General features: G+C 68.0%; 24 protein-coding genes and 1 riboswitch. Of the genes, 14 read left to right on the forward strand and 10 right to left on the reverse strand.

From position 1 onward, the window contains the following. The first annotated feature begins 225 nt into the window (after positions 1 to 225). From IE200_RS09450 to IE200_RS09480, 7 genes are all read left to right on the forward strand, one after another. On the forward strand, positions 226 to 1,425 hold the full coding sequence (locus tag IE200_RS09450; RefSeq protein ID WP_229856342.1) for a CpaF family protein: 1,200 nt from the start codon (positions 226 to 228) through the stop codon (positions 1,423 to 1,425). Next, complete coding sequence (locus IE200_RS09455; protein WP_191279223.1) at positions 1,422 to 3,320, forward strand: type II secretion system F family protein; 1,899 nt, start codon at positions 1,422 to 1,424, stop codon at positions 3,318 to 3,320. Before IE200_RS09450 ends, IE200_RS09455 begins: the two co-directional genes overlap by 4 nt. After that, positions 3,284 to 4,255: a type II secretion system F family protein gene (locus IE200_RS09460; protein WP_191279224.1), complete on the forward strand. Its 972-nt coding sequence runs from the start codon at positions 3,284 to 3,286 to the stop codon at positions 4,253 to 4,255. The genes IE200_RS09455 and IE200_RS09460 overlap by 37 nt, the downstream gene beginning before the upstream one ends. Continuing rightward, positions 4,189 to 5,847, forward strand: a complete 1,659-nt coding sequence (locus IE200_RS09465) for a sensor histidine kinase (RefSeq protein WP_191279225.1) — start codon at positions 4,189 to 4,191, stop codon at positions 5,845 to 5,847. Before IE200_RS09460 ends, IE200_RS09465 begins: the two co-directional genes overlap by 67 nt. Further along, positions 5,822 to 6,469 (forward strand): response regulator transcription factor, encoded by a 648-nt coding sequence (locus tag IE200_RS09470; RefSeq protein WP_191279226.1) that lies wholly within the window; start codon positions 5,822 to 5,824, stop codon positions 6,467 to 6,469. The genes IE200_RS09465 and IE200_RS09470 overlap by 26 nt, the downstream gene beginning before the upstream one ends. Before the next feature lie 180 nt (positions 6,470 to 6,649). After that, entirely contained in the window at positions 6,650 to 6,844 is a 195-nt protein-coding gene (locus IE200_RS09475; protein WP_229856344.1) for a Flp family type IVb pilin, read from the forward strand. A 102-nt stretch (positions 6,845 to 6,946) separates the two neighbouring features. Beyond that, complete coding sequence (locus tag IE200_RS09480) at positions 6,947 to 7,093, forward strand: Flp family type IVb pilin (protein ID WP_191279227.1); 147 nt, start codon at positions 6,947 to 6,949, stop codon at positions 7,091 to 7,093. A gap of 11 nt (positions 7,094 to 7,104) precedes the next feature. On the opposite strand, the gene IE200_RS09485 is transcribed toward IE200_RS09480, so the two are convergent. Together IE200_RS09485 and IE200_RS09490 are read right to left on the reverse strand one after the other, a co-directional pair. Then, positions 7,105 to 8,373 carry a hypothetical protein gene (locus IE200_RS09485; RefSeq protein WP_191279228.1) on the reverse strand — a complete coding sequence of 423 codons (1,269 nt, stop codon included), beginning with the start codon at positions 8,371 to 8,373 and terminating at the stop codon, positions 7,105 to 7,107. Beyond that, positions 8,348 to 9,268 (reverse strand): C40 family peptidase, encoded by a 921-nt coding sequence (locus IE200_RS09490; protein WP_229856345.1) that lies wholly within the window; start codon positions 9,266 to 9,268, stop codon positions 8,348 to 8,350. Before IE200_RS09490 ends, IE200_RS09485 begins: the two co-directional genes overlap by 26 nt. 99 nt (positions 9,269 to 9,367) lie before the next feature. Then, positions 9,368 to 9,522: riboswitch (cyclic di-AMP (ydaO/yuaA leader) on the reverse strand. Positions 9,523 to 9,780: 258 nt separating this feature from the next. Between IE200_RS09490 and IE200_RS09495 the strand changes: the two genes are divergently transcribed. Beyond that, a complete protein-coding gene (locus IE200_RS09495; RefSeq protein WP_191279230.1) occupies positions 9,781 to 11,109 on the forward strand; it encodes a hypothetical protein in 1,329 nt (442 codons plus the stop codon). A 14-nt stretch (positions 11,110 to 11,123) separates the two neighbouring features. Here IE200_RS09495 and IE200_RS09500 read toward each other — a convergent pair whose 3' ends face one another. From IE200_RS09500 to IE200_RS09510, 3 genes are all read right to left on the reverse strand, one after another. Continuing rightward, positions 11,124 to 11,330 carry a hypothetical protein gene (locus IE200_RS09500; protein WP_191279231.1) on the reverse strand — a complete coding sequence of 69 codons (207 nt, stop codon included), beginning with the start codon at positions 11,328 to 11,330 and terminating at the stop codon, positions 11,124 to 11,126. A gap of 65 nt (positions 11,331 to 11,395) precedes the next feature. Continuing rightward, positions 11,396 to 12,637, reverse strand: coding sequence for an NYN domain-containing protein (locus tag IE200_RS09505; protein ID WP_191279232.1), 1,242 nt, complete (start codon positions 12,635 to 12,637; stop codon positions 11,396 to 11,398). A gap of 10 nt (positions 12,638 to 12,647) precedes the next feature. Beyond that, positions 12,648 to 12,935: a hypothetical protein gene (locus tag IE200_RS09510; protein WP_191279233.1), complete on the reverse strand. Its 288-nt coding sequence runs from the start codon at positions 12,933 to 12,935 to the stop codon at positions 12,648 to 12,650. A 98-nt stretch (positions 12,936 to 13,033) separates the two neighbouring features. Here IE200_RS09510 and IE200_RS09515 point away from each other — a divergent pair, with 98 nt between their 5' ends. Continuing rightward, on the forward strand, positions 13,034 to 14,824 hold the full coding sequence (locus IE200_RS09515) for a DEDD exonuclease domain-containing protein (RefSeq protein ID WP_191279234.1): 1,791 nt from the start codon (positions 13,034 to 13,036) through the stop codon (positions 14,822 to 14,824). Between the two features lie 17 nt (positions 14,825 to 14,841). Here the strand turns inward: IE200_RS09515 and IE200_RS09520 are convergent, their stop codons facing one another. Together IE200_RS09520 and IE200_RS09525 are read right to left on the reverse strand one after the other, a co-directional pair. Continuing rightward, entirely contained in the window at positions 14,842 to 16,395 is a 1,554-nt protein-coding gene (locus tag IE200_RS09520; protein ID WP_191279235.1) for a hypothetical protein, read from the reverse strand. Between the two features lie 151 nt (positions 16,396 to 16,546). Then, positions 16,547 to 16,825, reverse strand: a complete 279-nt coding sequence (locus IE200_RS09525; protein WP_191279236.1) for an Lrp/AsnC family transcriptional regulator — start codon at positions 16,823 to 16,825, stop codon at positions 16,547 to 16,549. Between the two features lie 736 nt (positions 16,826 to 17,561). Between IE200_RS09525 and IE200_RS09530 the strand changes: the two genes are divergently transcribed. The 4 genes from IE200_RS09530 to IE200_RS09545 all read left to right on the forward strand — a co-directional run bounded on the left by IE200_RS09530 (position 17,562) and on the right by IE200_RS09545 (position 21,858). Continuing rightward, complete coding sequence (locus IE200_RS09530; protein ID WP_191279237.1) at positions 17,562 to 18,941, forward strand: hypothetical protein; 1,380 nt, start codon at positions 17,562 to 17,564, stop codon at positions 18,939 to 18,941. 442 nt (positions 18,942 to 19,383) lie between these two features. After that, positions 19,384 to 20,271: a glycosyltransferase family 87 protein gene (locus IE200_RS09535; protein ID WP_191279238.1), complete on the forward strand. Its 888-nt coding sequence runs from the start codon at positions 19,384 to 19,386 to the stop codon at positions 20,269 to 20,271. A 679-nt stretch (positions 20,272 to 20,950) separates the two neighbouring features. Next, positions 20,951 to 21,574, forward strand: coding sequence for a hypothetical protein (locus IE200_RS09540; RefSeq protein ID WP_191279239.1), 624 nt, complete (start codon positions 20,951 to 20,953; stop codon positions 21,572 to 21,574). A gap of 56 nt (positions 21,575 to 21,630) precedes the next feature. Then, on the forward strand, positions 21,631 to 21,858 hold the full coding sequence (locus IE200_RS09545) for a hypothetical protein (protein WP_191279240.1): 228 nt from the start codon (positions 21,631 to 21,633) through the stop codon (positions 21,856 to 21,858). A 12-nt stretch (positions 21,859 to 21,870) separates the two neighbouring features. Here IE200_RS09545 and trpD read toward each other — a convergent pair whose 3' ends face one another. From trpD to IE200_RS09560, 3 genes are all read right to left on the reverse strand, one after another. After that, positions 21,871 to 22,899 (reverse strand): anthranilate phosphoribosyltransferase, encoded by a 1,029-nt coding sequence (gene trpD, locus IE200_RS09550; protein WP_191279241.1) that lies wholly within the window; start codon positions 22,897 to 22,899, stop codon positions 21,871 to 21,873. Positions 22,900 to 23,024: 125 nt separating this feature from the next. Beyond that, positions 23,025 to 23,438, reverse strand: coding sequence for an Rv3143 family two-component system response regulator (locus IE200_RS09555; RefSeq protein WP_191279242.1), 414 nt, complete (start codon positions 23,436 to 23,438; stop codon positions 23,025 to 23,027). Between the two features lie 67 nt (positions 23,439 to 23,505). Beyond that, positions 23,506 to 24,429: a cytochrome c oxidase assembly protein gene (locus tag IE200_RS09560; RefSeq protein ID WP_229856346.1), complete on the reverse strand. Its 924-nt coding sequence runs from the start codon at positions 24,427 to 24,429 to the stop codon at positions 23,506 to 23,508. Positions 24,430 to 24,566: 137 nt separating this feature from the next. On the opposite strand from IE200_RS09560, the gene ctaE reads away from it, so the two are divergent. Continuing rightward, a complete protein-coding gene (gene ctaE / locus IE200_RS09565) occupies positions 24,567 to 25,145 on the forward strand; it encodes an aa3-type cytochrome oxidase subunit III (protein ID WP_456237854.1) in 579 nt (192 codons plus the stop codon). Positions 25,146 to 25,165 lie beyond the last annotated feature (20 nt).

The raw sequence follows: 25,165 nt of genomic DNA on the forward strand, positions 1-25,165 counted from the left end.
ACAGATCGACTCGCCGCAGCAAGAAGTCGGGGGACAGACGGCCCGGGCGCCGTTCCAGCGAACGGGAACACCCCCCCTGCGAACCTTGTGTCCCCAAATCACGCTCCCGCGGGTGAACCCAAGCGCAAGAGCGCCGCCTCCAAGGTCGATCCCTTCCAGGACCTCAAGCGGATCGTCCACCAGCGGCTTGTGGAGTCCCTGGGGCCCAAGCTCTACGACGCCCACATGACGCAGTCGGAGCTCGAGCAGCAAGTCCGGCTCGCTCTCCAGACGGCCATCGCCGATGCCGACATCCCGATGTCCTCGGCGGACCGCACCCGCGTGTCGCAGGAGATCGCCGACGACATCCTCGGCTACGGCCCGATCGAGCCGCTCCTGCGCGACCCCGGCCTCTCCGAGGTCATGGTCAACTCGTTCCAGGACATCTACGTCGAGCGCAGCGGCAAGCTGGTCCGGGTCGACACCTCGTTCACCGACGAGGCGCACCTGCGCCGGACGATCGACAAGATCGTCAGCAAGATCGGCCGCCGCGTCGACGAGACCAGCCCGATGGTCGACGCTCGCCTGCCTGACGGCAGTCGTGTCAATGCGATCATCCCACCGCTGGCACTCGACGGGTCGAAGCTCACCATCCGCAAGTTCTCCGAGGACCCCTACACCGTCGAGGACCTCATCGGTTTCGGCACCCTGACCCGCCCCGCGGCCAATCTGCTCGAGGGATGTGTACGCGGACGGCTCAACATCCTCGTCTCCGGCGGCACGGGAGCGGGCAAGACGACGACCCTGAACGTGCTGTCGTCCTTCATCCCCGACGACGAGCGCATCGTCACCATCGAGGACGCAGCCGAGCTCCGACTCGTGCAGGACCACGTCCTACGGCTCGAGTCCCGTCCTCCCAACATCGAGGGCAAGGGCGCCGTGACGATCCGCGACCTGGTGAAGAACTCTCTACGCATGCGACCAGACCGCGTCGTGGTCGGTGAGATCCGCGACGCCGCCGCACTTGACATGCTCCAGGCCATGAACACCGGCCACGACGGCTCGATCTCGACGCTGCACGCGAACACGCCTCGCGACGCGCTCGCGCGTCTTGAGACCATGGTCCTGATGGCGGGTATGGACCTCCCCGTACGCGCCATTCGCGAGCAGGTTGCGAGCGCCGTCGACCTGATCATCCAGCAGACGCGCCTCAAGGACGGCACCCGGCGCATCACAGCCATTACCGAGATCGTCGGCATGGAGGGGGACATCATCACGACCCAGGACGTCTTCCTGTTCGACTACGCGGCCGGTCTCGACGAGAACGGCAAGTTCAAGGGTGGTCTGCAATCAATGGGGCTGCGCCCCCGATTCCTGGAGCGCCTCACCGACCACGGTGTGCACGTCGACCCCGCCATCTTCGCCACGGGCGGAACCCTGCGATGAGCAGACACCGCGCCCCCAACGGAATCCGGGGAGCCGCCGCCATGTTCGCGGGCGGGCTGCTCGCGCTCGGCGCCGTTGCACCGGCTTGGGCCGCTGACGAGGTCAACATCGACCACGTCCAGTCCGTCGACGGGGTGGTGTCGCTCGTCCTCGCTGTCGACGGGATACCCGGGGGTGCGCAGGTGGACCCTACTTCGGTGACCGTCGACGTCGACGGCCGGACGGTGGACTCGTCTGCCAAGGTCATCTCTGCCGGTGACGTCGAGCGCACCGCCGTCCTGGTGCTCGACGCGAGCAACAGCATGCAACAAGGCGACAAGTTCGCCTCAGCCACAGCTGCGGTCGATGCCTTCCTGACCGCCGCTCCGGACGACGTCCGCATCGGTCTGGTGGCCTTTGCTGGTGATCTGGGCGAAGTCATCGAGCCCACGACTGACCACGAGTCCGTGCGGGCTGCTCTGTCGGGCATCACGCTGCGCAAGGGGACGGCCGTCTACGACGCAATTGCCGAAGGCCTTGACCGCGTAGGCGTTGGGGGCTCTCGTTCGGTGCTGGTGCTGTCGGACGGTGGCGACACCAACAGCTCGACCACGTTGGACGTCATCAGGAACGACGCGGTGGACCAGGGTGTCGTGGTCGACGTGGTGTCACTCGCGAACCCCAAGAATGCCCAGACCATGTCCGAGCTGGCGGAGGGCACCGGTGGACAGGTGATCCCGGCCGAGCAGGAGGCTCTTCAGGACGTCTTCTCGGCCCAAGCAGACGCTCTTGCCCAACAGCTCGTCGTCACCTTCGACCGGCCGGAGGACGCGGTCGACGAAGTCAACCTCAGCGTGAGCGTCGGTGCCGGCGCTGCGACCTACGTGGACTCCGCCTTCGTCTCGATCGGCGCACCCCAGGCCACCCCCGACCTCGTGACGTCCGGCCGGTCCCTCGTGGGCACGCCCGGCATGCTCATCGGTGCGGCTGGATTGGCCCTCGGGTTCGGCGGGATCCTGGCCATCGCACTCGCAGGGCCGCGCAGGTCCTCTGCTGACCGACGCCTCGAGGCCTACTTCGGCGAGAAGTCCGGCGGAAAGAACAAGCCGAGCACCAGCAGCGCCGACCTCAAGGGATCGGCTGTCGCTCTCACCGACAAGGTGGTCACGGCCGACCTCGAGACGCGCATCTCACAGAGGTTGGCCGGGGCCGGCTCTGCACTGACAGCGTCGGAGTGGCTGCTTCTCCACGCGGGGATCGCCGTCGGTGCCGCGCTCGTGTGCTTTGTCCTCGGCGGCGGCGGCTTGGCTGTCCTTGGTCTCGTGCTGGGCATCGTCGGGCCGTGGCTGTACCTCAAGATTCGACACTCTCGTCGCCTCAACAGGTTCAACGGCCAGCTTGCGGAGACCCTCGGTCTGATGGCCGGCGGCCTCCAGGCGGGCCTCTCACTTCCCCAAGCAGTGGACAGTGTCGTACGCGAAGGCAACGAGCCGATGGCTGGCGAGCTCCGTCGTGCTCTCGTCGAGCAACGGCTCGGCGTCGACATCACCGACGCGCTCGAAGGCGTCGGGCAGCGGATGGACAGTGAGGACTTCAACTGGATCGTGATGGCGATCCGGATCCAGCGCGAGGTCGGGGGCAACCTCGCCGAAATCCTGCACACAGTTGCGGACACGCTGCGGGAGCGGGAGTACCTCCGCCGCCAGGTCAAGGCTCTCAGCGCGGAGGGTCGACTGTCGGGCTACATCCTGACGGGGCTGCCACCTCTGGTCGGCCTCTACATGACGTGGGCGAACCCTGAGTACATCAAGCTGCTCTACACGACGCTTCCCGGGTACATCATGCTGGGGCTTGCCGCTGTCCTTCTCGGCCTCGGGTCATGGGCGATGGCCAAGCTGGCAAAGGTGGAGGTATGAACATGTCCCTGACCTTGATGCTGGGTGCTGCCTTGTTGTGTGCGGCGATGATCCTGGCCCTGACCGTCATCGGAGTGATCACCACTGAACGACGCGGTGTGGCGCGGTCCGTCGCGGCGGTGCAAGCACTCGATTCAGCACCGAGCGTGCTCAAGGCGGAGATCGAGCAGCCCTTCGTCGAACGCGTCATCGCTCCGCTCGGAGAGCGACTGGTAGGCGTAGGTCGCAAGCTTGTGCGAGCCGACACCGCACAGAAGATCCAGTACCGGCTGAACATCGCGGGTAACCCCGCGGCGTGGGACGTGAACCGCATCATCGGTATCAAGGTGCTCGGTCTCGCCCTCTTCGGCGGTCTGGGCTTCCTCTATCTCCTCGGCATGGGATGGCCGTTCTACCGGGTCATAGTGGCCACCGGCCTGGCCGCGGCTTTCGGATACGTCCTGCCCAACGTCCTGCTCTACAACGCCGGCGAGAAGCGCTCGAAGCTGATGCGCAACGCCCTGCCCGACGCCATGGACCTCCTCACGATCTCCGTCGAGGCGGGGCTCGGGTTCGACGCAGCGGTGAGTCGGGTCGCCAAGAACGGTGACGGCCCCCTCAACCTCGAGTTCGCCAGGCTGCTCCAGGAGATGCAGCTCGGAGTGGGTCGCGTCGACGCCATGCGACTGATGGCGGAGCGGACGTCCTTGCCCGACCTCAAGTCCTTCTGCAGCGCGATGATCCAGGCCGACAGCCTCGGTATCCCGATCGCACGCGTGCTCCGGATCCAGAGTCAGGAGATGCGTACGAAGCGGCGGCAGCGTGCTGAGGAGAAGGCGCAGCAGGTTCCGGTCCGGATCATGATCCCTCTCGTGCTCTTCATCCTCCCGTGCCTGTTCCTCGTCATCCTGGGACCGGCGGGGATCCAGATCGCGGAGACCTTCTCAGGTATGTGAGGTCCATGACCCCCATCGTTCCCTCCATCGCACACGACTCAGGTGCGCCTCGGCCGGCACTGCAGTCGTGGCGCACGACGACCGCCATACGGGTCTTCGCTCTGGCGCTCGCGACAGGAACGATCCTCGGCGACCGAGTCCTGGTCGAGACAGCGTCCCTCCTGGTCGTCCTGACCTTGGTGGCCGCTGCCACGTCCCTGCTCGAGTGGATGACGCGCAACAGACCGATGCACTGGCACACAGTGGCAGAGGCAGTCGCGGTCACGGCGTTCGTCACCACGACCAGTTCATTGGCGGAACTGGGCAGCTATCTCGCCGTACCACCCATCGTCGCCGGTGTCCGTCACGGCTTGGTGACGACTCTCAATGTCTTCCTCGTGTCGGTCCTGACTCTCGCGGCAACGCTCGCCACCAACCCGGTCGAGAACTACCTGGTCCGGCTCGGACAAGGGAGCCCGTGGCTCGCGATCGGCCTCGGCGTGGGACTGCTGGCGAGCTGGCAGTCGCGTGGGACCCGTCACATGGCCGCTCGGCAGGCCCCCTATGACACCGCCCACCAGCTGATGGAGCGCATCCACCGACTCGCCAGCTCGGGAAGCCTCGGGCTCGACAGCACCACACTCGCGGCCGAACTCGAGTCAGCCATGCGAGACGCCACGACCTGCGCGAGGGTCACCGTGTTCGTCGTGGAGCCGGACCAGTCCTTGCGCGCGCTCAACGGAGCGGACGACGTTGCTCGGCTGACCGCCGAGATCTCGTTGCCGGAGCACGAGCGCACGCCGGGCGCAGCTGTGGTCCCGCTGCGGGGGGTCCAGCAGACGCTTGGCTACTGCGTCCTCGTCGGTGTCCCCCGTTGGACCGTGGAGCTCAACGAACGCGCGTTGGAGGTGGCCGACGAGTTCGCGGTCCGGCTCGACACTGCCGTTCTCTTCGACGACGTCCGGTCGCTCGCCACCTCGGAGGAGCGCAACCGCATCGCGCGGGAGATGCACGACGGTGTCGCCCAGGAGATCGTGGGGCTCGGATACATCGTCGACGAGATCGAGTCCATCAGCCCGCACAGGGAGACGCGAGAGCTCGCCGCCCAGCTCCGTGCAGAGATCACTCGCCTGGTCTCCGAGATCCGGTTCTCCATCTTCGACCTGCGCCACGAGGTCACGGACGGACGCCTATCAGCGTCGCTTGCTGACTACGCTCGCGCGGTCAGCCACGCGTCAGGCCTCCGAGTCCACCTCTCGCTCGCGGAGTCGGGCCCGCCGCTCCCGCCCAGAACTGCCACAGAAGTCCTCCGCGTCGCCCAGGAAGCCATCGGCAACGTCCGCAAGCATGCTCGGGCCGACAACCTGTGGGTGGCGCTGGACTCCGACGGTTCGATGCTCGAGCTGACGATCGAGGACGACGGCGTCGGCAATGCTGGTCCCCGCGAGCGTCATTGGGGACTCCAGACGATGCGCGAACGCGCCGAGGGCGTTGGCGCGCACCTGAACATCTGTCCCCGGCCCGACGGCGGCACCGTTGTCAGCCTCCGGTCACCCGCACCCCACACCCGCGAGGAAGGCACTGCCGATGGGCACCACCGTGCTACTGGTTGACGACCACGAGCTGATCCGTCAAGGGCTGGCCCGAGCCTTCGAGAGGGACGATGAGATGACGGTCGTCGGACAGGCGGCCAGCGTGGCAGAGGGGCTCGCCGCGTGGGCGGCGCTCGAACCCGATGTGGTGGTGACAGACCTTCAGATGCCTGATGGCCATGGCCTGGACGTGGTGCGAGCCATCAGGAAGACGAGTGACGTCACGGGAGTCGTCGTGCTCACCATGCATGCCGGCGACGACCAGATCTTCGCAGCGATGGAGGCCGGAGCGTCCGCCTTCGTCGGGAAGGACACCCGAGCGACGGAGGTCGTGAGCGCAGCCAAGCACGCGGCCGTGGCCCCGCGTACGTTCCTCTGCGCGGGGTTGAGCCAGGCCGTGATGCGGCGTGCCGCCTCACCCGCGCCGCCCAAACTCTCGGCCCGTGAGGCAGAGGTTCTCAGCCTGCTGGCCGACGGGCTCGGCACCGGCGAGATCGCCTCGTCCCTCTACATGAGCGAGTCGACAGCCAAGACGCACATCACCCACATCTACCAGAAGCTCGGAGCGGCCAACCGCGCCCAGGCACTGGTGACAGCCATGCGGCTCGGCCTTCTTGACCATGCTTCGTCGCCCCGCTTCTGACTCGAATCACCACATCGATCAGCCCTGGTTCTGGTCGGGTAGCACGGAGATAGTCAGAAGGGACTACCTCATAGAGGCCGATCACCCGATTCGCCGCAGCCTTCAACTTGGCAGAGTTACTCCCGACGGGTCCTCGTGGGCTCGGAACCGAGACTCATCACAGACACAAGGGGAAACACCATGATCGAGAAGCTGCAGTTCATGACCATCATGCTCGTCAACGACATGAAGGCCAAGCGCGACGAGCGCGGCGCCACCGCCGTCGAGTACGGCCTGATGGTGGCGCTCATCGCCATCGTCATCATCGGTGCCGTGACGCTGCTCGGCGGCAACCTGAGGACGCTCTTCAGCGGCGTCGCGAACTCGCTCAACTGATCATCCGTCGCGCTGAGAGCCGGCCCCGTTGTCCTCGACGGTGCCGGCTCTCGTGATTTTCAGAGTTAGGGAGAGATTGTGATTAACAAAACCTTCGCACGGATGCGACGTGACGAGCGCGGGTCAACCGCGGTCGAGTACGGACTGATGGTGGGTCTCATCGCCATCGTGATTATCGGAGGTGTGTCGGCGTTCGGGCTCGCGGTCAGCGACCTATTCCTCGTGCCGGCCGGGGTCTTCGCGCCCTGACCCGACCAGGATCAGCTAGTCAGCGACAATCGACTCCGCCATGCGCGAGTCAGAACAGCTGTCGGCATCCCGAGCCGCGGTAGCACGTCTTCGAGCATCGCGCCGCCGGCGACTTCGTCGTACAGGTCTAGCAGCACCCGCTCGCCCAGCCGCTCGGCGATGATCCGACACGCCAGCCAGGCTTCCTCGTACCGTGCTTGCAGATCCGGACCCTGAGTGTCGAAGTCGGCGGCCGACGGCAGCGCTTTCGGGACCCCCTCCCGCCGCGCCGCCTCGATGGCCCGGCCTAGGGTCACGCGATCAGGCAGTCTCGTGTCGCGCAGCGCGACATAGTCGGCGAAGCCCTCCAGCAGCCACGGCTCCACCGGCTTTCGCGCCGCGTCCGTGGCGATGTGGACCAGCTCGTGGCTCATCACCACCTGGGCACCTGCGCGCCGCAGACCGTCGGTGACCTCCGGGTTGACGAAGACGTGGACCGGCGCGTCCGGTCCGCTGTCAGTCCCCACGCCGGCCGTGACGGCCGCGATCCCGGCGTACGTCCCGGACGGCACCCCCAGCGTCTCGTCGAGGTCGGATGCGCTCCCCGGGACCTCCACCACGACCGGTCCGCTCCAGTCGGGCAGGACCTTCGTGACGACCGGGATGCCGCGGCGCACCCGCGACGCGACGTCGTCGGCCTCTTGATGATCTCCGTCGACCAGGACGAGGTAGTCGTCCGAGCGAGCCACCGCCAGCTCGCCTCGCAGCCAGAGCGGCACACGCCCTTCTGACGATTCGGGGGCGCCGAATCCCGCGATGGCGAGCCCGTCGCCGTCGGGCGCGAACCGCACGATCACATCCGCCTGCGCGGGTGCCGGGTCGAAACCGTCGAACCGCCACGTCATCTCGACGACCCCGGCCCAGGACCCGTCGTCGGCCACGGTTCCCGCCTGGTCGACGTACCGCGCGGTGACGTCCCGAAGGTCCAACGAGGCCGCGTTGGCGGCGACGCCGGACAGCTGGTCCTGCACCTCGGTCGACGCAGGCGGCGCGAGATCAACGAGCGCCTCCCCGTCGCGTGCCTCCACCGCGGCGACGAACGACGACAGCGCCGCGGCTGCCTGGGCCGGGCTTGCCCGCAGCGCCTCGACCGGGCGTGCCGGCTCGACCCGGGTCGGGCCGTCCCGCACGACGAGCACGACGACCGCGAGCGCCACGAACAGCGAAAGGCCGGCCGCCCACAGGAATGGGCGACCGGCCTCCGAGGTCTGCTGGTCAGCCAGGACGGACCGCGCCGACATAGGGCATCGAGTGGAGGCCCGAGACGGCGACGTCGGTGGCCGGGTTGGCAGCGTGGACGATCATGCCGTTGCCGATGTACATCCCGACGTGGCTGATCGGGCTGTAGTAGAAGACGAGGTCGCCCGGCTGGAGGTCGCTCACGGCGATGCGCGGGCCGGAGTTGAACTGCGCGCTGGACGAGTGCGGGAGGGAGACTCCGGCCTGGGCCCACGCCCGCATGGTGAGGCCGCTGCAGTCGAAGGCGTTCTCACCCATCGCGCCGTAGACGTAGGCGTCACCGACCTGTGCCATCGCGTACTGGATGGCAGCGGCGGCGCGTCCGGACGCGGGCACCGAGGCGGGCACGCGCGTCGTGGTGCCGCGCGAGGCGAGCACGCGCTCACGCTCCTCGGCCTCGAGGTCGGACAGCAGCTCCTTGGCCTCGGCGAGCTTGTCGTCGACCGTGTCCTTCTCGGCGCTCAGCTGCTCGGTGAGGCGGGCGATCTCCTCGGTGCGGTCCGCGGTCGCCTCCTGCCGGATCTCGAGAGCCTCGAGCTCGGTGTCGTAATCGGAGAGGAGGGAGGCCTGCAGGTCGTTGAAGGACGACATCGTCGAGAGCGAGTCCAGGAAGGCACCGGGGTCCTCGGAGACGACGATCTGACCCACCGTCGAGATGCCCTCACCCTCGAGCTGGCGCACGACGGCGTCGGAGACCTGGTCGCGGACGGCGTCGAGGCGCTCGTCCTGGCGCGCCTGGTCGGCCTTCAGGGCGTTGAGGTCGCGACGGAGGTCAGCGAGGTCCAGCCTGGCGTCGTGCAGGCGCTCCTGTGCGGCCTCTGCCTCGTGGTAGAGGCGGTCGACGCGAGCCTTGACGTCCTTGATGTCGGGGTCGGCCTGCGCGGGGGTCGCGGGCACGAAAGCGATGGCAGCGATCGCGGAGAGACCAATGACGGTCGCGCCAACTCGCTTGCGGGTGTGAGCCACGAGCGGGGGAACTCCTCGGGGTGTCGTACGCCTACCAGGTGAGCTGACGGGTTCGGCACGACCGGCCTACCCCTGCTCCACGCACCGCTCGCGCAGTGCGCCTCACAGGGGATTCACCCCAGGGGGAAGTGTGGTTCCCCGGCTCGCGGACCACAGTGGTGCGGGGGACGTGGTCTGCGACTCGGCGCGACGTCCGCGCGGGCCGGGTGACCCACTGCCACGGACGTCAGCGGACACCATAAACCGCCCGGCGGCGAGCCGCCAACCCTTGCGACACCGTGGGAAGAGATCGTTCGACCCCGTCGCGCGAGCGGCCGGCCGGACGTGAAACGCCTGCGGATGTGGCGGCAGCGGCGATACGGTGCATCCACTCCAGACCGCTGCCGATCCACCAGATCGGCTCAACCTGCTCACCCGGAGGGCACGACCACATGGCCCCTTCGATGCGCTGGTTCGCCAGGACCCTTGGCCTCGCGGTGGTGGCGCATCTGGTGGGCAACCCGGCTGGATGGCGGAGCGATCAGTTCGGGGGGTCATCAGCACTCGTCGCGACGTCCGCGGCACTGGGAGTCGCTGCCATCTTGCTCGTCGTACGCCCCACCCGGACGGTGTTGGCAGCAACGGCCGTGTTGACACTGGTCTCTCTCTGGCTCGAACTGCCTGTGACTGGCAACCACTGGCTGGTCGTGGGGTTCATCGCCGTCGCAACGCTGCTGTCCATGACGCGCGACGACCCGTGGGCGTGGCTTTCGGTGACCGGCCGTTGGATCCTGCTCGGCTTCTACAGCTTCGCCGCCTTCGCGAAGCTCAACACCGGGTTTCTGGACCCGCAGGTCTCCTGTGGAGTCTTCTACGCCAACCAATCGCTTGCCTCGTTCGGTCTACCGACCTTCGACGGGAACAGCGTCCTCGGGACGGTCGCGATTGCGGGCCCGGTACTTATCGAGCTATCGGTTCCGATCCTTCTCGCCTTCACCCGGACCCGACTCGCGGGCGTCCTCCTGGCACTCGTCTTCCACACAGTCATCTCGCTGGACTTCTCGCAGCACTTCTACGACTTCACTGCCGCGCTGGTCGTGCTCCTGTGCCTCTTTCTCCCCCAGTCCACGCTCGAGCGCCTCGACGTCGGCATCCACGACTCGCCTCGGCTCAAGGTCGCCCTGGTCACCGTTGCGTCCATCGTCGTCACGGCGTCACTTCTACCTCCGGTCCCCACCGCGTTCGCCACCGTGAAGCTGATCGGCTTCGGGGCCTGGGTCCTGGTCGCGGCGTGGATCATCTGGCAGGTCGCGCGCGACGGCCTTGGACCTGCGCCTCTCCCCATGCGGATACCGGGCTCGGTCGCCTCGGCGCTGGTCGCTCTGGTTGTCGCCAACGGCATGGCGCCCTACTTGGAGCTCAAGACTGCGGTCGGGTTCAACATGTACGCCAACCTCACCACCGTTGCGGGCGAGACCAACCATCTCCTCGTACCGGGAACCCTGCACTTGCGGGACGTCCAGGACGACCTGCTGACGGTAGTGAGGTCCGACGCCGAAGAGCTCGACATCTACGCGCGAGAGGGTTACCTGGTGCCTGAGCCCAATCTCCAGGACTACCTGGCACGCCACCCGGGTGTGTCAGTCGTCGTCGCTGAAGGGAGTGGTGAGCGCACGCTCGACGAAGATGAGGCGGTGGAGCTGCCACTGCTGGTACGGAAGTTCCTGACGTTCCGCGCGGTCGACAGCCAGGACCCACCACGCTGCCAGTCGGCGTGGTTACCCGCGTACTGAGCCGATCACGAAGCTCAGGCCGACTCGATCACAGGCCCCGGCACCGGCTCCACCAGTCGCAACGGAGGCACCAGTCCTCCCGAGGCCAGCACGTCCAGCGCGGCCATCTCGTCGTCGTCGATGGTCAGCTCGGGCGGCGGGCCGAGGAGCACCGTCACCACGCAGTCGTGGCAGTGCAGCCCGCGCACCACGCAGGTGTCGCAATCGATCCGTGTCGTCATGTCCCGAACGGTGACAGGACGCACCGACAACGGGTCCCCGGCGTGTCGGCGCCCGGCGTGTCGGGCTACGCGCCGATCGCTCCGAGAAGCGCCGAGGCGGGCACGGACCGTGCACCGCTGCCCGTGACATCACGCGCTACAGCCTGGTCATCGCTCACCACCACGACCACCCTCCCCCGCGGCTCGGCCGCTACCAGCTGGCGGATCACGTCGTCGGCGATCACCCCCTCGGGGCTGAACACCACCCGCACGCCGCGCGGCGCCGGCATCGCCGTACGGACGGTGGACTCGGCCGCGTCGAACACGACGGTGGTCTCCGCCCCGGACCGCGCCACCAGCGGGCCGAGCGCCGAGACCAGCCGGCTCCGCTGCGCCTCCAGGCTGGCGGTGGGCCACGCCTGCTTGGTGACGTTGTAGCCGTCGACGATCAGCCGCGAGCGCGGCATCGCGAGCGTCTGCTCGAGGAGCGCCGGCGTGGCCGGGGCACTCGACGTGGGCGCGGCCTCGATGCCCGCCAGGGCGGCCTCGACGGCGTCGCCCGGCGCCCCGCTCAACGGCGGCAGCGCCAGCTCACGACGCAGCCCGGTCGCCGCGTCGACGACCGCGTCGAGCAGCAGGCGGGCGCGGATGCTCGCGGCGTCGCGCTCGGAGCGTGCGTCGCGGCGGGTCGCCGCCAGCCCGGACTCCGCCTCGTCGAGCTGGGCGCGGAGGCGGCGTACGTCGGCCTCGGCGGCCCGGGTCGCGCGATCGGCCTCCGCCAGCGCCTCGTCGCGTGCGGCGTACGCCGCATCGCGCTCGGACTCCGCGGCGCGGAGGACGCCGCGCGCCTCGCCGAGCCGCTGGCGCAGCACCTTGTGGTCCGCCTTGGCGCGATCGAGCTCCTCGCGGTGGAGCGCGCGGGCGGCCACGAGCTCGGCCTGCAGCGCGGCGACCTGGGCGGTCAGCCGGCTGTGCTCCGCGCTGACCTGGTCGTCGTGCTGCGGGTCGGCGGCGAGGCTCTCGACGACCTCTGCGACGACGCCCTCCCAGCCGTCCTCGCGGCTCAGCCACGCACGAGCGGCCCGGTCGAGGGGATCGTCGTCCTGCCCGGGCACGGCCGCGACCTGGACCGCCGCGTGCTCACGGAAGGCGTCGTCCTCGAGGGCGGCCCAGATAGCGCCGCCGCCGAGCCGGGCGCGCCGCGCGGGCGCGAAGCCGGCAACCTTGCGCAGCGGCAGCGGAACCGGTGTGACCGACGGCAGCACCGCGGACACCAGGGCGACGACGCGCAGGCGCAGCCGCTCCGGTACGGGCGCGGGCTCGGTCACGGTCGTCCTGTCAGCCAGCGGCAGAGTCGGCTGCAGGGTCGGCGGCGGTGTCGGCCGACGCGCGGTCCACGATCTCGATGGCGTCGGCGCGGCCGCACCACCGGCAGGACACGGACGCGAGGTCCTCCGACAGCACCGTCTCCTCCTCGACCTCGTGCTCGCCGGCGAGATCGAAGTGCCAGTACTCCTTGGTCCGTCGCGTGCGCGTCACGTCGAAGCGCGTGAGGTTGCCGCAACCGGCACAGCGCCATCGCTCGCCGTCGCCCGGAAGACGGAGGTCGGCGGTCTGGTCGGGCACGGAATGCTCCTCGGGTGGGGGCGGTCGGGTCGGGCGCGGTCAGCGTAGTCCGCGTGCCCTGCCCGCCGATGTCGGATCCCACGTCTAGCGTCGTCGGCATGAGCACCACCGCACTTCGCCCCACTCGCGGGACCTCCCGCTGGGAGGCGCAGCGCAGCTTCGACGAGCTGGGACGGCCGCTGCGCGACCTCACCTTCTGCGTGGTCGACCTCGAGACCACCGGCGGGTCCGCCGAGGCCGGCTCGATGATCACCGAGATCGGGGCGGTCAAGGTGCGTGGCGGAGAGGTGCTCGGCGAGTTCCAGACGCTGGTCGACCCGCACACGGAGATCCCTGCGTTCATCGCGGTGCTCACTGGCATCAGCAACTCGATGGTCCGTGGCGCCCCGTCGATCGAGACGGCACTGCCGGCGTTCCTGGACTTTGCGGCCGGCTGCGTGCTCGTCGCCCACAACGCACCCTTCGATGTCGGGTTCCTCCAGCACTTCGCCAAGCAGCAGGGTCGCGCCTGGCCGAAGTTCGAGGTGCTCGACACAGCCAAGCTCGCGCGCCGCGTCATCACCCGTGACGACGCCCCCAACTGCAAGCTGTCGTCCCTGGCCAAGCTGTTCAACGCCTCCACCACGCCCAACCACCGCGCCCTGTCCGACGCCCGCGCGACGGTCGACGTGCTCCACGGTCTGATGGAGCGCCTCGGGGGCCTGGGCGTGCACACGCTCGAGGAGCTGCAGACGTTCTCGTCCAAGGTCACCACGGCGCAGCGACGCAAGCGCCACTTGGCCGAGGGCCTGCCCCACTCCCCCGGTGTCTACCTGTTCCGTGACGACCGGTCCCGCGTCCTCTACATCGGCACGTCGCGCGACCTGCGCACCCGCGTCCGGACCTACTTCACGTCCTCCGAGACCCGCACGCGCATGGGCGAGATGGTCGGTCTCGCCACCTCGGTCACCGGCATCGAGTGCGCCACGCCCCTCGAGGCCGAGGTGCGCGAGCTGCGCCTGATTGCCGAGCACAAGCCGAAGTACAACCGCCGCTCGCGCTTCCCCGAGAAGGTGCACTTCCTCAAGCTCACCCGCGAGGCGTGGCCCCGCTTGTCGCTCGTGCGCAAGGTGCTCGACGACGACGCCGACTACCTCGGCCCGTTCTCCTCCAAGAAGACGGCCGAGAAGTGCCTCGCCGCCCTCCACGAGACGTTCCCGGTGCGGCAGTGCAACGGCCGCCTGCCGGCCGCTCCGTCCCGGTCAGCGTGCGTGCTGGCAGAGATGGGCCGGTGCCTGTCGCCCTGCGACGGGTCCACCGACGCCTCCACCTACGGCGCCGTCGTGCGGCAGCTGCGTGACACGCTCCTCCGCAGCCCGCACGAGGTCGTCGAGGCGATCAACCAACGGATGACGGCCCTCGCCGACCGTGAGCGCTTCGAGGAGGCCGGCGTGCACCGCGACCGGCTCGCGACGTTCGTGCGCGCCGCCGCGCGTACGCAACGACTGTCTGCCGTGACGCGCTGCCCGGAGGTCGTCGCCGCTCGTCGGGAGGACGACGGCCGGTGGTCCGTGCACGTCGTACGCCACGGCCGCCTCGCCGCGGCCGGCGTGATCCCGCCCGGCGCCGACGCCCATCAGTACGTCCGCGAGCTCACCGCCAGCGCCGAGACCGTCAGCGATGCCCCCGGCCCGGTGCCGGCAGCCACCGCAGAGGAGACCGAGAAGATCCTGCGCTGGCTGGAGTCACCCGGCGTACGCCTCGTCGACGTCGACGGGGAGTGGGTCTGTCCGATTGGCGGCGCGGCGCGGCACCTGGCGATCTACGACGCCGCCAACCAGTCGCGACTCTCGCTCGTGCCGTTCGACGAGCAGCGGCTGCCGTCGCCTGTGCACCGATCGCCGCATTGACTCGTCGCCCTGGCGAATCAACGGTGCACAGTGATGACCTGGAGTCCGTCGACGCAGTCGTAGCGGCGATGAGCGGCGGTCGCTGACTTTGAGGTGACGACCACCGGAGAAGGCGACTCACGCATTGCGGCGCATTCCTCCGCGACGCTCATCCGGTCAGCCGCCAACGCAACTCCGCGCAAAGAGGCAATGAGGGTACGGGTCACCGCGGTTTCGGTGTCCGTGTTCATCCAGACACCTTGAGCCTCTGAGCTTCCCGGGATCTCCAACGCACTCATGACCCGTTGGCCGTCGACGGTTGACCATGCGTGAATCTGCGACCCCAAAGGGGTGACCAGACCCCAGAGCCCGAATGCCGATGCAAGCGTGCCGATAGTGACACCTCCGATCCTGAGCGCCGGGCCGGCTCGAGCCGCTCGTGCGACAAAGGACACCGTGACGACGGCGAACAGGCCGAGGCCGACCGCCGCGGTGTGCCACAGCAACTTGGACGGATAGTAGGAAGTGATCGAGGTCGCCAGAACTCCTGAAATCGCGACGCCGACGAGCATGGGCGCCAGGACGACGCCCCCGAGTCCAGTCGCCTCAGCCCGAGGCAACTGTCGGATCACGATCATTGTCGCGATCACCGACGCCAGAAGCACCAGCCACGACGGCACCGGGCTAACACCGGGCGCGGCAGAAGCCGCAATTCCAGGACCTGTGTACGCCGACAGGAAAGGAGGCGCGGCTCCGAGTGCACCGAGGCTAGTCAGCACCAGAACGCGCCCACGGGCTTGGGCGTCCGACACGGCCACCCTCCAGCCATGGACCGCAGCTGGCACCACGACGGCAGGTATCAATAGTTGCCAGGTATGTGCCATGAGCACGACCAGCGCGACCCACACCATGTAGCCGTTCAACCGGTTCGTCCGCCCAACCACGCATTCGCGGGCTGCGACCGCCAGCACAATCGCAGCAAGGATGGTCGTCTGGAATCCGAGCGCAAGGGTATCCGCCATGAAGCGGGGCGTCATCATCCAGCAACCGGCCAACGCAGCCGCCCAGGCTCCGGCTCGCCATCCTTGGGACTGCAACCGCTGTGCGATGGCATTCGCCAGATTGCTGCTGGCGAGCACCAGAAGCGCGAAAAGAATCCAGGTTGACGTAGCGTTCAGAAGCACAAACGAGAGGATGCGGCTCTCATCTAGAGCGGCGCCACCAAAAACCCACGCCAAAGCGATCACGGTGTGCCAAGCCCGCGGGTAAGCGGTGTCTGCATAGGTCAGGTCGCCGGTCGAGACAATCTCGGCCACCGTTCCAACGTGACGAACATTGTCACCCCCGAGGAACCACTCGACGGCGTCGGGGCCCTGCAAGGCGAGTTGCGCCACACCCCACGCGAAGACCCAGCAGGCGGGAACCGTTGTCACCCATCCGGTCGGGCGCGACGACCCCTCGCTTAGCCGCCAAGAAACCACGGCGGCAGATCCTGCGAAAAGTAGAAGGAGCGCCGCCGCGATCCCCTGCTGGCGCAATGGCGCGTCAGCGACTTTGGTCAGCACGAGCGCGGTCACTGTGACGAGCGACATGCCGACGAGAATTCCTGTCGGAAGCTCCGCGACCATCCTTGCCGCCGCATGGCGGAGGAGACGTCCACGGCGTGGCCGCATCGCAGGCGGACTCAACTCGTCAAGCACCAAGTGCCGCAATCGTCGCTTGGGCGCACGAGCATCCAAGTTGCTACTCCAGCCCCAAGCTGAACGCAGCGTCGAGGTCGTGGCGAGAGTAGGTCCTGAACGCGATGTGCGTCTCGGTCTCGGTGACACCGTCGACCTTATTGAGCCGATCCGCCACGACCCCAGCTACCTCGTCGTGCTCGCGCACCCGTACCAGCGCAATGAGGTCGATCTGGCCGGTCACAGAATAGACCTCGCTGACGCCGTCGAGCGACGCGATGGCTTCTGCGACCTCAGCGATTCGCGCGACATCGGCCTTCACGAAAACGATGGCGGTGATCATGGGGTTACCGTAGCGGGCACGTCTGCCACGTGCTCGTCGATATCGACATGCCCGTCGAGCGCATCAACACTCACCGTCCGATGGGCCGAGACGCCAGCGAACGACAGCGACGGACGCTAGAGTCCCCGTCGTGACCTGGCTCGACGTCCTCGGCTGGAAGGGAGCGCACTCTTCGTCTACTCGCTTCTCCAGACCAGTGTTCTCCGACTCTGCGTGCTCAACGCGATAGCGTGGCTGATCTTGATCGTTTCTGCACGATGCTCGGCCTGTGGCCGTTTGTCGGGATGAACGCTGTCTTGGTCGCCATCGATCTATGGTTCATCGTCCAGCGGCGCAACCGCCAGGAAAGACAGTTTCCCACGTCCTTGAGACAGCGCCGATGGACGAGCATTTGCGCCAAACCCTGCGGCTCCACGGTGCCGACATCCTGGAGTTCAACACTGACTCCGTCCACGACGCCTCAGCGGACCAGACCGCCATCTTGGTCCACATTTGCGATGGGACGGTTGGCGTTGTGCTGCTTCGCAAGTATGGCCACACGGCCCTTGTGCTCCTCGACTACGTCACACTTCTGTACCGGATCTTCTCTCCCGGGGAAGTTCATCCGGCGCCGCAGCGGACTGGACGCCGACCGCGGCATCCGGCCTGCCGTCACTCCTCCCAACATGATCGACGCGAACGATAACCGGCTCAACTTCCGCCGCGAGGGATCATCGTGGACGCTGGAGGTCACTTCATGATCACTATCCTCATGCGGCGGGTGCTTCCTCTCGTCAGTGTCGCCACCGTCTTGGTCGCCTGCGTTCATCGGATCCACGTAGATGATCCGGGCTCTGACATGTGGTTCCACCTACGAATCGGACGCGAGTTTCTGTCCGGCTGGTCAGTCGCCGATCCCGGGCACCTCGGCGCCTTCGACAACGCGGAGTGGACTCCCACCCAGTGGCTCCCGCAGATGGCCATGGCCGCCATGAACGATGCTTTCGGCGTTGGAGGGGTCGTATGGTTGGCCGGCGCCGTCCAGGTTGTTCTCCTGCTGACGATCTACGTGCTTTGCCGCCGTGAGGCAGCGCCATTGCCCGCAGCACTCACGACTGCACTGGCTTTCCTCGCCCTGAGCATCGGGCTATCTCCTCGACCTCAGGTGCTGAGCTACCTGTTGGTGACCGTGACCGTCTTCGCATGGTTGGCGAGCGCGCGCGACGGCCGTCCGCGGTGGTGGCTCGTCGCCATTGCCTGGATCTGGGCTCCGTTGCACGGAATGTGGCCGTTGGCCGCCGTCATCGGCGCTGTCTCAGTGGCGGGCATCGCCCTTGATCGAGATCATGACCTCCGACGAGTCTCTCGACTCGCCCTCATTCCCGCGTTGTCCGCGATAGTTCCCGTACTCACGCCAGTTGGCCCGGACCTCTACCGCTCGGTGCTACTCGTCGGGGGGCGTTCAGAGTACTTCCAGGAATGGGGGCCAACCGACTTCCACGAACCGCACGCCGTGGTGCTTGCGCTCATGTTGGCCATCGCGGTGGTGCACGCCGCCCGTAGCCGCCAGTCGTGGCTGTCGATTCTCCTGCTGCTGATGGCCGCCGGCTGGGCGGTCTATTCCAGTCGCACGACACCGGTTGCAGCAGCGATCGTGGCCCCGCTGGTCGCGCGAGCGTTCCAGTCGGCTGTTCCCACCGCCGACCGCCCCGGCAGACGAGAACAGTTAGCCCTGGTCGGTCTCGGTGCACTCACGCTCACGCTGTTCGCACTGATCGCGCCCTCTCGTGGTGATCGGACGGTCGTGCCACCGTGGACCGACGAGCGACTGTCGGCGTTGCCCCAGGGGACGCGCGTCCTCGACGACTGGGCCACCGGCCCCTACTATCTCTGGAAGCACCCAGAGCTCAGTCTGGTCATGCATGGATACGGCGACGTCTTCACCGATGCCGAGATCAAGCGCAATCAGGACATCATGATGCTCAACCCCGGGTGGGACGATGAGGTCACGGCCTTGGACGCCGAAGCAGCACTGGTGTCGACAGACTCCCCCCTTGGGTGGGCGCTCCGCAGAGATAGCCGGTGGACAGTCGTCGAAGAGGACAACGAGTTCGTCTTCCTCATGCCGCGTGACTGAGCTGGTGCTCAGCGCGCAGCGACTCCAGCCACCGGTTCGAAGCGGCGCGTGTCGCTCCCGAATTGAGGGCTCGACAGCTTCAGCGATTCCCTGCAAAACCAGGGCGTCGGATCGGCCTCAATTTCGAGCGTTGCCGACACGCCTGCGGCCGGGCCGGATACCGACCTCCTGAGCAACCTCTGCGACACGAATGGTGCCCAACCGTATGGAGCTTCGCGCGCAGCGCCACGACGAACTCCGCGAGCTCGACAGGCCTCGCCGCGCCGGCAAACAGTTCATGCATAGCTCAACGTGCTTGCTTGCCCTTCAGTAGGTTCACCCCGCTGACAAAGGCAGTGGGAACGTTTTGGGCAGGTGGTCGACATGCGTCACTGAAGTCGTGCCTGCCTGAGGTTCAACGAAAGCGTCATGTGACAAGAAGGGACGTCTAGCCTCTCTTCCCGTGACTGACATTCGACCGCTCGCACTGGCACTGCGGGCACTGGCCTGGGCAGGGAGCCTGATCTTCGCTTGGTTGTCCGTCACACTCGTCGCCACCGAGCTCGGTTTCGGCGTCGACTCCCATGCGTACTGGTCGGCATGGCGGGGCGAGATGTACGGCGCGGCACCGGCCACCCGCGACGCCTACCTTTACAGCCCGGCCTTCGCGCAGGCACTCTGGCCGCTGGCCCAGCTGCCTTGGCCGGCCTTCGCCGTCATTTGGGCACTCGGGGCGACTGCGGCGATCGTCTGGCTCGCAGCGGGCGCGGGAAAGACATGGGCCGTGCCGCTGTTCCTCCTTGGCACGTTCGAGATCCTCACCGGCAACGTCAACTGGGTCCTGGCCGTCATCGCAGTCGTCGGCCTTCGCCTTCCCGGGGTCTGGACGATCGCGCTCATGACCAAGGTCACGCCCGCGCTGGGGCCGGTCTGGTTCCTCGCACGAGGCGAGTGGCGCCAACTGGGCACCTCGATCGCGTGGGCGGCGACTCTGGTCGCGCTGTCCGTCAGCATCTCGCCGGACCTCTGGCGCCAGTGGTGGGACTTCCTGACTACGCACTCGGGCTCCGCCGCCGGCCAGGTCGGCTCGGCGTTCCTGCCGCCGCTGTGGATTCGGCTCCCCGCCGTCGTCGCGCTGGTCGTGTGGGGCGCCCGGACGGACCGGGTCTGGACCCTGCCCGTAGGAATGGCCCTGAGCTCTCCCGTAAGCGGCATCGGTCAGCTCGTGGTGCTCTTAGCCATCCCCCGACTCCTGAAGCGGGACGCCGCAGGCGTCGCTCCGCCAGGAAGGAGGACCGGCAGCACGCGTGTCAGGACTTGGCCGGGGGCCAGGCGCGCAGCAGGTCGTTGACGAAACCACATCGCGAGCCTGGCGTCCTCCGATCGACCGGAGAGAGCGACGACCGGGCACATTCACAGATCTTGTTCTTGCGTTGCCCGGCGACACCCAAGCCGCCGTGGCGCCTTGCGCGCGTCCTGGGGCCAGTTCGACCAAGGCATCTCGCGCTCGAGCGTGTCCGGGGTGAGAATCATGTCACCGAAGTCGGCGCGGGCCTCTCTACCAGGTCGTGGTTGTCGGGCAGCGGCGGGACGGGGGTGGGCCGCTCGCGTGAGGCCAGGGTGCCGAACCAGCCGTCGACGTCCTTCGCCGAAACGGGGTGCCTTCCGTTGGCCAAGGGGGTAATGTCCCAGTCAGTCAGGCCGTGTGCACGTTCGAGGTGAGCGTCGGTGAGCACTTGGATCCCGAACGTATCGGGGGGCCAGCAGCGCAACGCATCGTCGAGATCTCGGGACCCCACCATCGCGCCGGACCAGCCCTTGTCGGTCAGTACCCACCCATTCGCAGTCGTCGAACTTCCGGAGCCCGCCAACCGAGCGCTGGTCTGGGCGCTGCCCGCCCGCAGGTCGGGCTCGTTCGGTTCCAACCCGCCCCCAGCCGGCGAAGAGGTGGAACCGCTTAAGACCGGCCTCCCCCACCGCAGGCGATATCTCGGCGCCAACGGTTCGGCGCGCAGCAGTAGTCTCCCGCCGTGACCTGGCTCGCTGACCACTGGCTCGACGTCCTCGGTTGGGGCGGGAGCGCTCTGCTCGTCTACTCCCTGCTCCAAGCCAGCGTCCTGCGGCTCCGCGTGCTCAACGCCATCGCTTGCGTGATCCTGATCATCTTCAACGCCGTGCTCGAGGTCTGGCCGATGGTCGGGATGAACACCGTCTTGGTCGTCATCAACCTGTGGTTCATCTTGCAGCTGCTGCGCGACCGCCACGACGAGTCGGCCTTCGACGTGCTCGAGGTCGCGCCGACGGACGAGTACCTCCGTCACACCCTGCGGGTCCACGGCGCCGACATCCTGAAGTTCAACCCCGACTTCGTGCACGATCCCTCGGCGGACCAGGAATCGTTCGTGGTCCAGAAGGGCGACGAGACCGTCGGAGTCGTCCTGCTCCGCAAGGACGGCGGCACCGCCAACGTGCTGCTCGACTACGTCACTCCGCGCTATCGCGACTTCTCCCCCGGCGAGTTCGTCTGGCGCCGCAGCGGTCTCCTCACCGGCCGCGGCATCCGTCGCGTCGTCACGCCGCCCGGGATGGTCGGCGCCTACTACGACCGGCTGGGCTTCCGTCGCGAGGGTGAGTCGTACGTGCTTGAGCTTTAGGTTTCCCATCTTCGAAAGAGCGGCGTCGCGCAAGGGCTTCTGAGAGACTCGGACGCATGGCGTACGGCCACCAGCCCGGCTCGATCTTCTCTGCGGCGGCCTTCGTGTGCGCCGCTGCGGTCGTCCTGGGGCACGGCCCGATGCTCGCGATCGTCGGGATGATCTGCGCGACCGTAGCGATGGCGCGCGGCGAAGGACTAGCCGGACCGGCAGTGCTGGTCGCGCTCGTGGTTCTGGTGCTGTCATTCATCCTGCCCACGAGTATCGCCCTCGGCCGGCTTTAACCCATACCGACCTCAGGCCGAGCTCGCCGCCACCCACCGCTCAAGCGCTGCCTGCGCCGCCCCGGAGTCGATTGCGTCGGCGGCCTTCGCCACCCCAGCCGCGAGAGCGGTCTCGACGTCGTCGTCTGGGGTGTCGTAGACCGCGAGCGCCGCGCCCGCGTTCAGCACGACCGCATCCCGGACCGGTCCGGGCTCGCCCGCCAGCATCCGGCGTACGACCTCGGCGTTGTGAGCGGCGTCGCCGCCGCGCAGGTCCTCAGTCGTCGCGCGGGCGATGCCGAGCGAGGCAGGGTCGACGGAGTGCTTGGTGACGTCGCCGCCGTGGACTCGCCACACGGTGGACGTGGTGGTCGTCGTGAGCTCGTCGAGGCCGTCGTCGCCGCGGAACACCCAGGCGTCCACACCGCGCTCTGCCAGCACGCCCGCCATCACGGGGGCCATCCGGGGGTCGGCACACCCGATGGCCTGTGCCTGCGGGCGGGCCGGGTTGGTCAGCGGGCCGAGGATGTTGAAGGTCGTGGCGATGCCGAGCTCGCGTCGCGGCACGGCCGCGTGCCGCATCGCGGGGTGGAAGGCGGCGGAGAAGCAGAACGTGATGCCGGCCTCCTCCGCGACCTCCGCGACGCGGGCCGGGGGGAGGTCGAGGCGGATGCCGAGGGCCTCGAGGACGTCGGCCGAGCCGGACTTCGACGACGCCGAGCGGTTGCCGTGCTTGACCACGCGCGCGCCCGCGCCGGCGGCGACGATGGCCGCCATCGTGGAGATGTTGACCGACATCGAGCGGTCACCGCCGGTGCCGACGATGTCGAGCAACCGGCCGGGCACCGAGATCGGGTTGGCCGCGGCGAGCATGGCCGCCGCGATCCCGGAGACCTCCTCGACCGTCTCGCCCTTGGCACGCAGCGCCACGACGAACCCGGCGAGCTGGACTGGCGTCGCCGCGCCGGCGAAGACCTCGTCCATGGCCCATCGTGCCTGCTCGGTCGTCAGGTCGCTCCCGGCGACCAGCGTGGAGAGGACGTCGGGCCAGGTGTGGGACATGGGGCCGAGTGTTCCAGACATGCCGAGAGCCACCGGACGGGTGTGGTCGGGTTTCGAGACGGTCGCTGCGCGACCTCCTCAACCAGCGACCAAGCTGGTTGCGACCTCCTCAACCAGCGAGGAGATCAGGAGGTGGCCGGCACCGACGGCCGCAGCAGGCCGATGACGGCCTCCGCGAGCTGGATCGGGTCGATCGGGTGCGGCACTGCGGCCTCGGCGCGCGACCAGGTCGCCAGCCAGGCGTCCTGCGGGCGGCCGGTGAGGACCAGGACCGGCGGGCACTCGTAGATCTCGTCCTTGAGCTGCTTGGCGATGCCCATGCCACCCGCGGGGACGGCCTCGCCGTCGAGGATGGCGAGCGCGATGTCGCCGCGGTCCATGTTCTGCAGGACGACCGGCTCCGTGGCGACCTCGACGTACTCGAGCTCCGGCAAGTCGGGGTGCGGGCGACGGCCCAGCGCGAGGATGACCTGCTGGCGGGTGTTCACGTCGTCGCTGTAGACGAGGACCTTCAGGGAGCGCTCTGCGGCATCAGTCACGGTGGCATCGTAACCGTGGAGGTCTCGTGACGGGACTCCGTCCCTCCTCGACCAGCAGACGTGCGGGCTACTCGACCGCCGAGGAGGCGGAGCGCCGCTCCGCGAGGTCGAGGCGCCGGTCCTCGCGCGCGGCCTCCTTCATCGACGAGCGCACCCACTGGATGAAGAGCACCGCGAAGAACAGCACGCCGATCAGGTCGCCGCTTGCCCACAGGATCCCGCCGGCAAGGTGCTGATCGTCGAGCACCGGCGGCAGCCACGCCCCCATCGGCCCCTCGCGCAGCGCGAGGTAGTGCTCGCCGCCGATCAGTGTGGTCTGCCCCATGATCGTGACGCCGAGGAAGGCGTGGAAGGGCAGGGTCATCAGCGTGAGCAGCACCCGGAACGGATGGCTGACGCGCCCCGGCACCGGGTCGACGCCCATCAGCGGCCAGAAGAACAGCGTCCCGATGAGCACGAGGTGGATGTGCATCATCTCGTGGACGTACGCCGAGCTGAGGCTCGCGTCGTACCACGGGCTGAAGTAGAGCGCCCACGGCGAAGCGATGTAGAGGACGAAGGTCAGCGGCGGGAACGCCAGCACCTTCGCGACCCGCGAGTGGAGCACCGCCAGCAGCCACCGGCGCGGCGCCGCGGGAAGCGTACGGAGCGCGAGCGTCACCGGGGCACCGAGCGCCAGCGCGAGCGGCACCACCATCGACAGCAGCATGTGCTGGACCATGTGCACGCTCAGCAGCGTCGTGTCGTACCGACCGAGGCCCGACAACGTCGCGAACGCGAACGAGCCCATCCCGAGGCCCACGAACGCCAGCGTCCGCCCCACCGGCCAGCGGTCCCCGCGGCGTCGCAGCACCACCACGCCCCAGGCGTACAGGCCGACCGCCCAGACCGTCACCACGAACGGGATCGGGTCGATGCCCCAGTCGGTGAAGACCGTCCCGAGCGTGAATCTGGGGAGGGGTTCGGTGGCGTCGGACAGGGAGAGCAGCACGCTGTGAACTTTATGACGCCGCTGTACAGGGGGTCGGGGTGCCCTCGCTGGTCCCGTCCGGCCATAATGTCTGCGTGGCGACAGCAACTGCGACGATTCCGGCATCCCGGCTGCACGGGCACCACGACCGACCGAGCATGGTCAGCGTGGGCACGATCATCTGGCTCTCCAGCGAGCTGATGTTCTTCGCGGCGCTCTTCGCCGCCTACTTCACCATCCGTGCGGTGAGCCCGGAGCTCTGGGCGCAGGAGACGGCCGACCTCAACGTCCCCTTCGCCACGGCCAACACCGCGATCCTGGTGGCGTCGTCCTTCGCCTGCCAGTGGGGCGTCTTCGCCGCCGAGCGCGGCCAGGTCGGGCGCACCGGCGGCCTGCTCAACTTCACCAAGTGGGGGCTGCGCGAGTGGTTCATCCTCACCTACGTGATGGGGGCCATCTTCATCGGCGGCCAGGCGCTGGAGTACGCCGAGCTCGTGCACCACGGCATCACCATGGGCAGCTCGGCCTACGGCTCGATGTTCTACCTGACCACCGGCTTCCACGGCCTGCACGTGACCGGCGGCCTCATCGCCTTCCTGTTCGTCCTGGGCCGCACCTACCTCGCGCGCCGCTTCACCCACGAGCAGGCCGTGACCGCGATCGTCGTGTCCTACTACTGGCACTTCGTCGACGTGGTCTGGATCGGCCTGTTCTTCACGATCTACGTCATCAAGTAACCCCCGTCCCCGCAACCGGC

The sequence above is a fragment of the Nocardioides flavus (ex Wang et al. 2016) genome (genome assembly GCF_014653115.1).
In the GTDB taxonomy this organism is placed as follows: domain Bacteria; phylum Actinomycetota; class Actinomycetes; order Propionibacteriales; family Nocardioidaceae; genus Nocardioides; species Nocardioides flavus.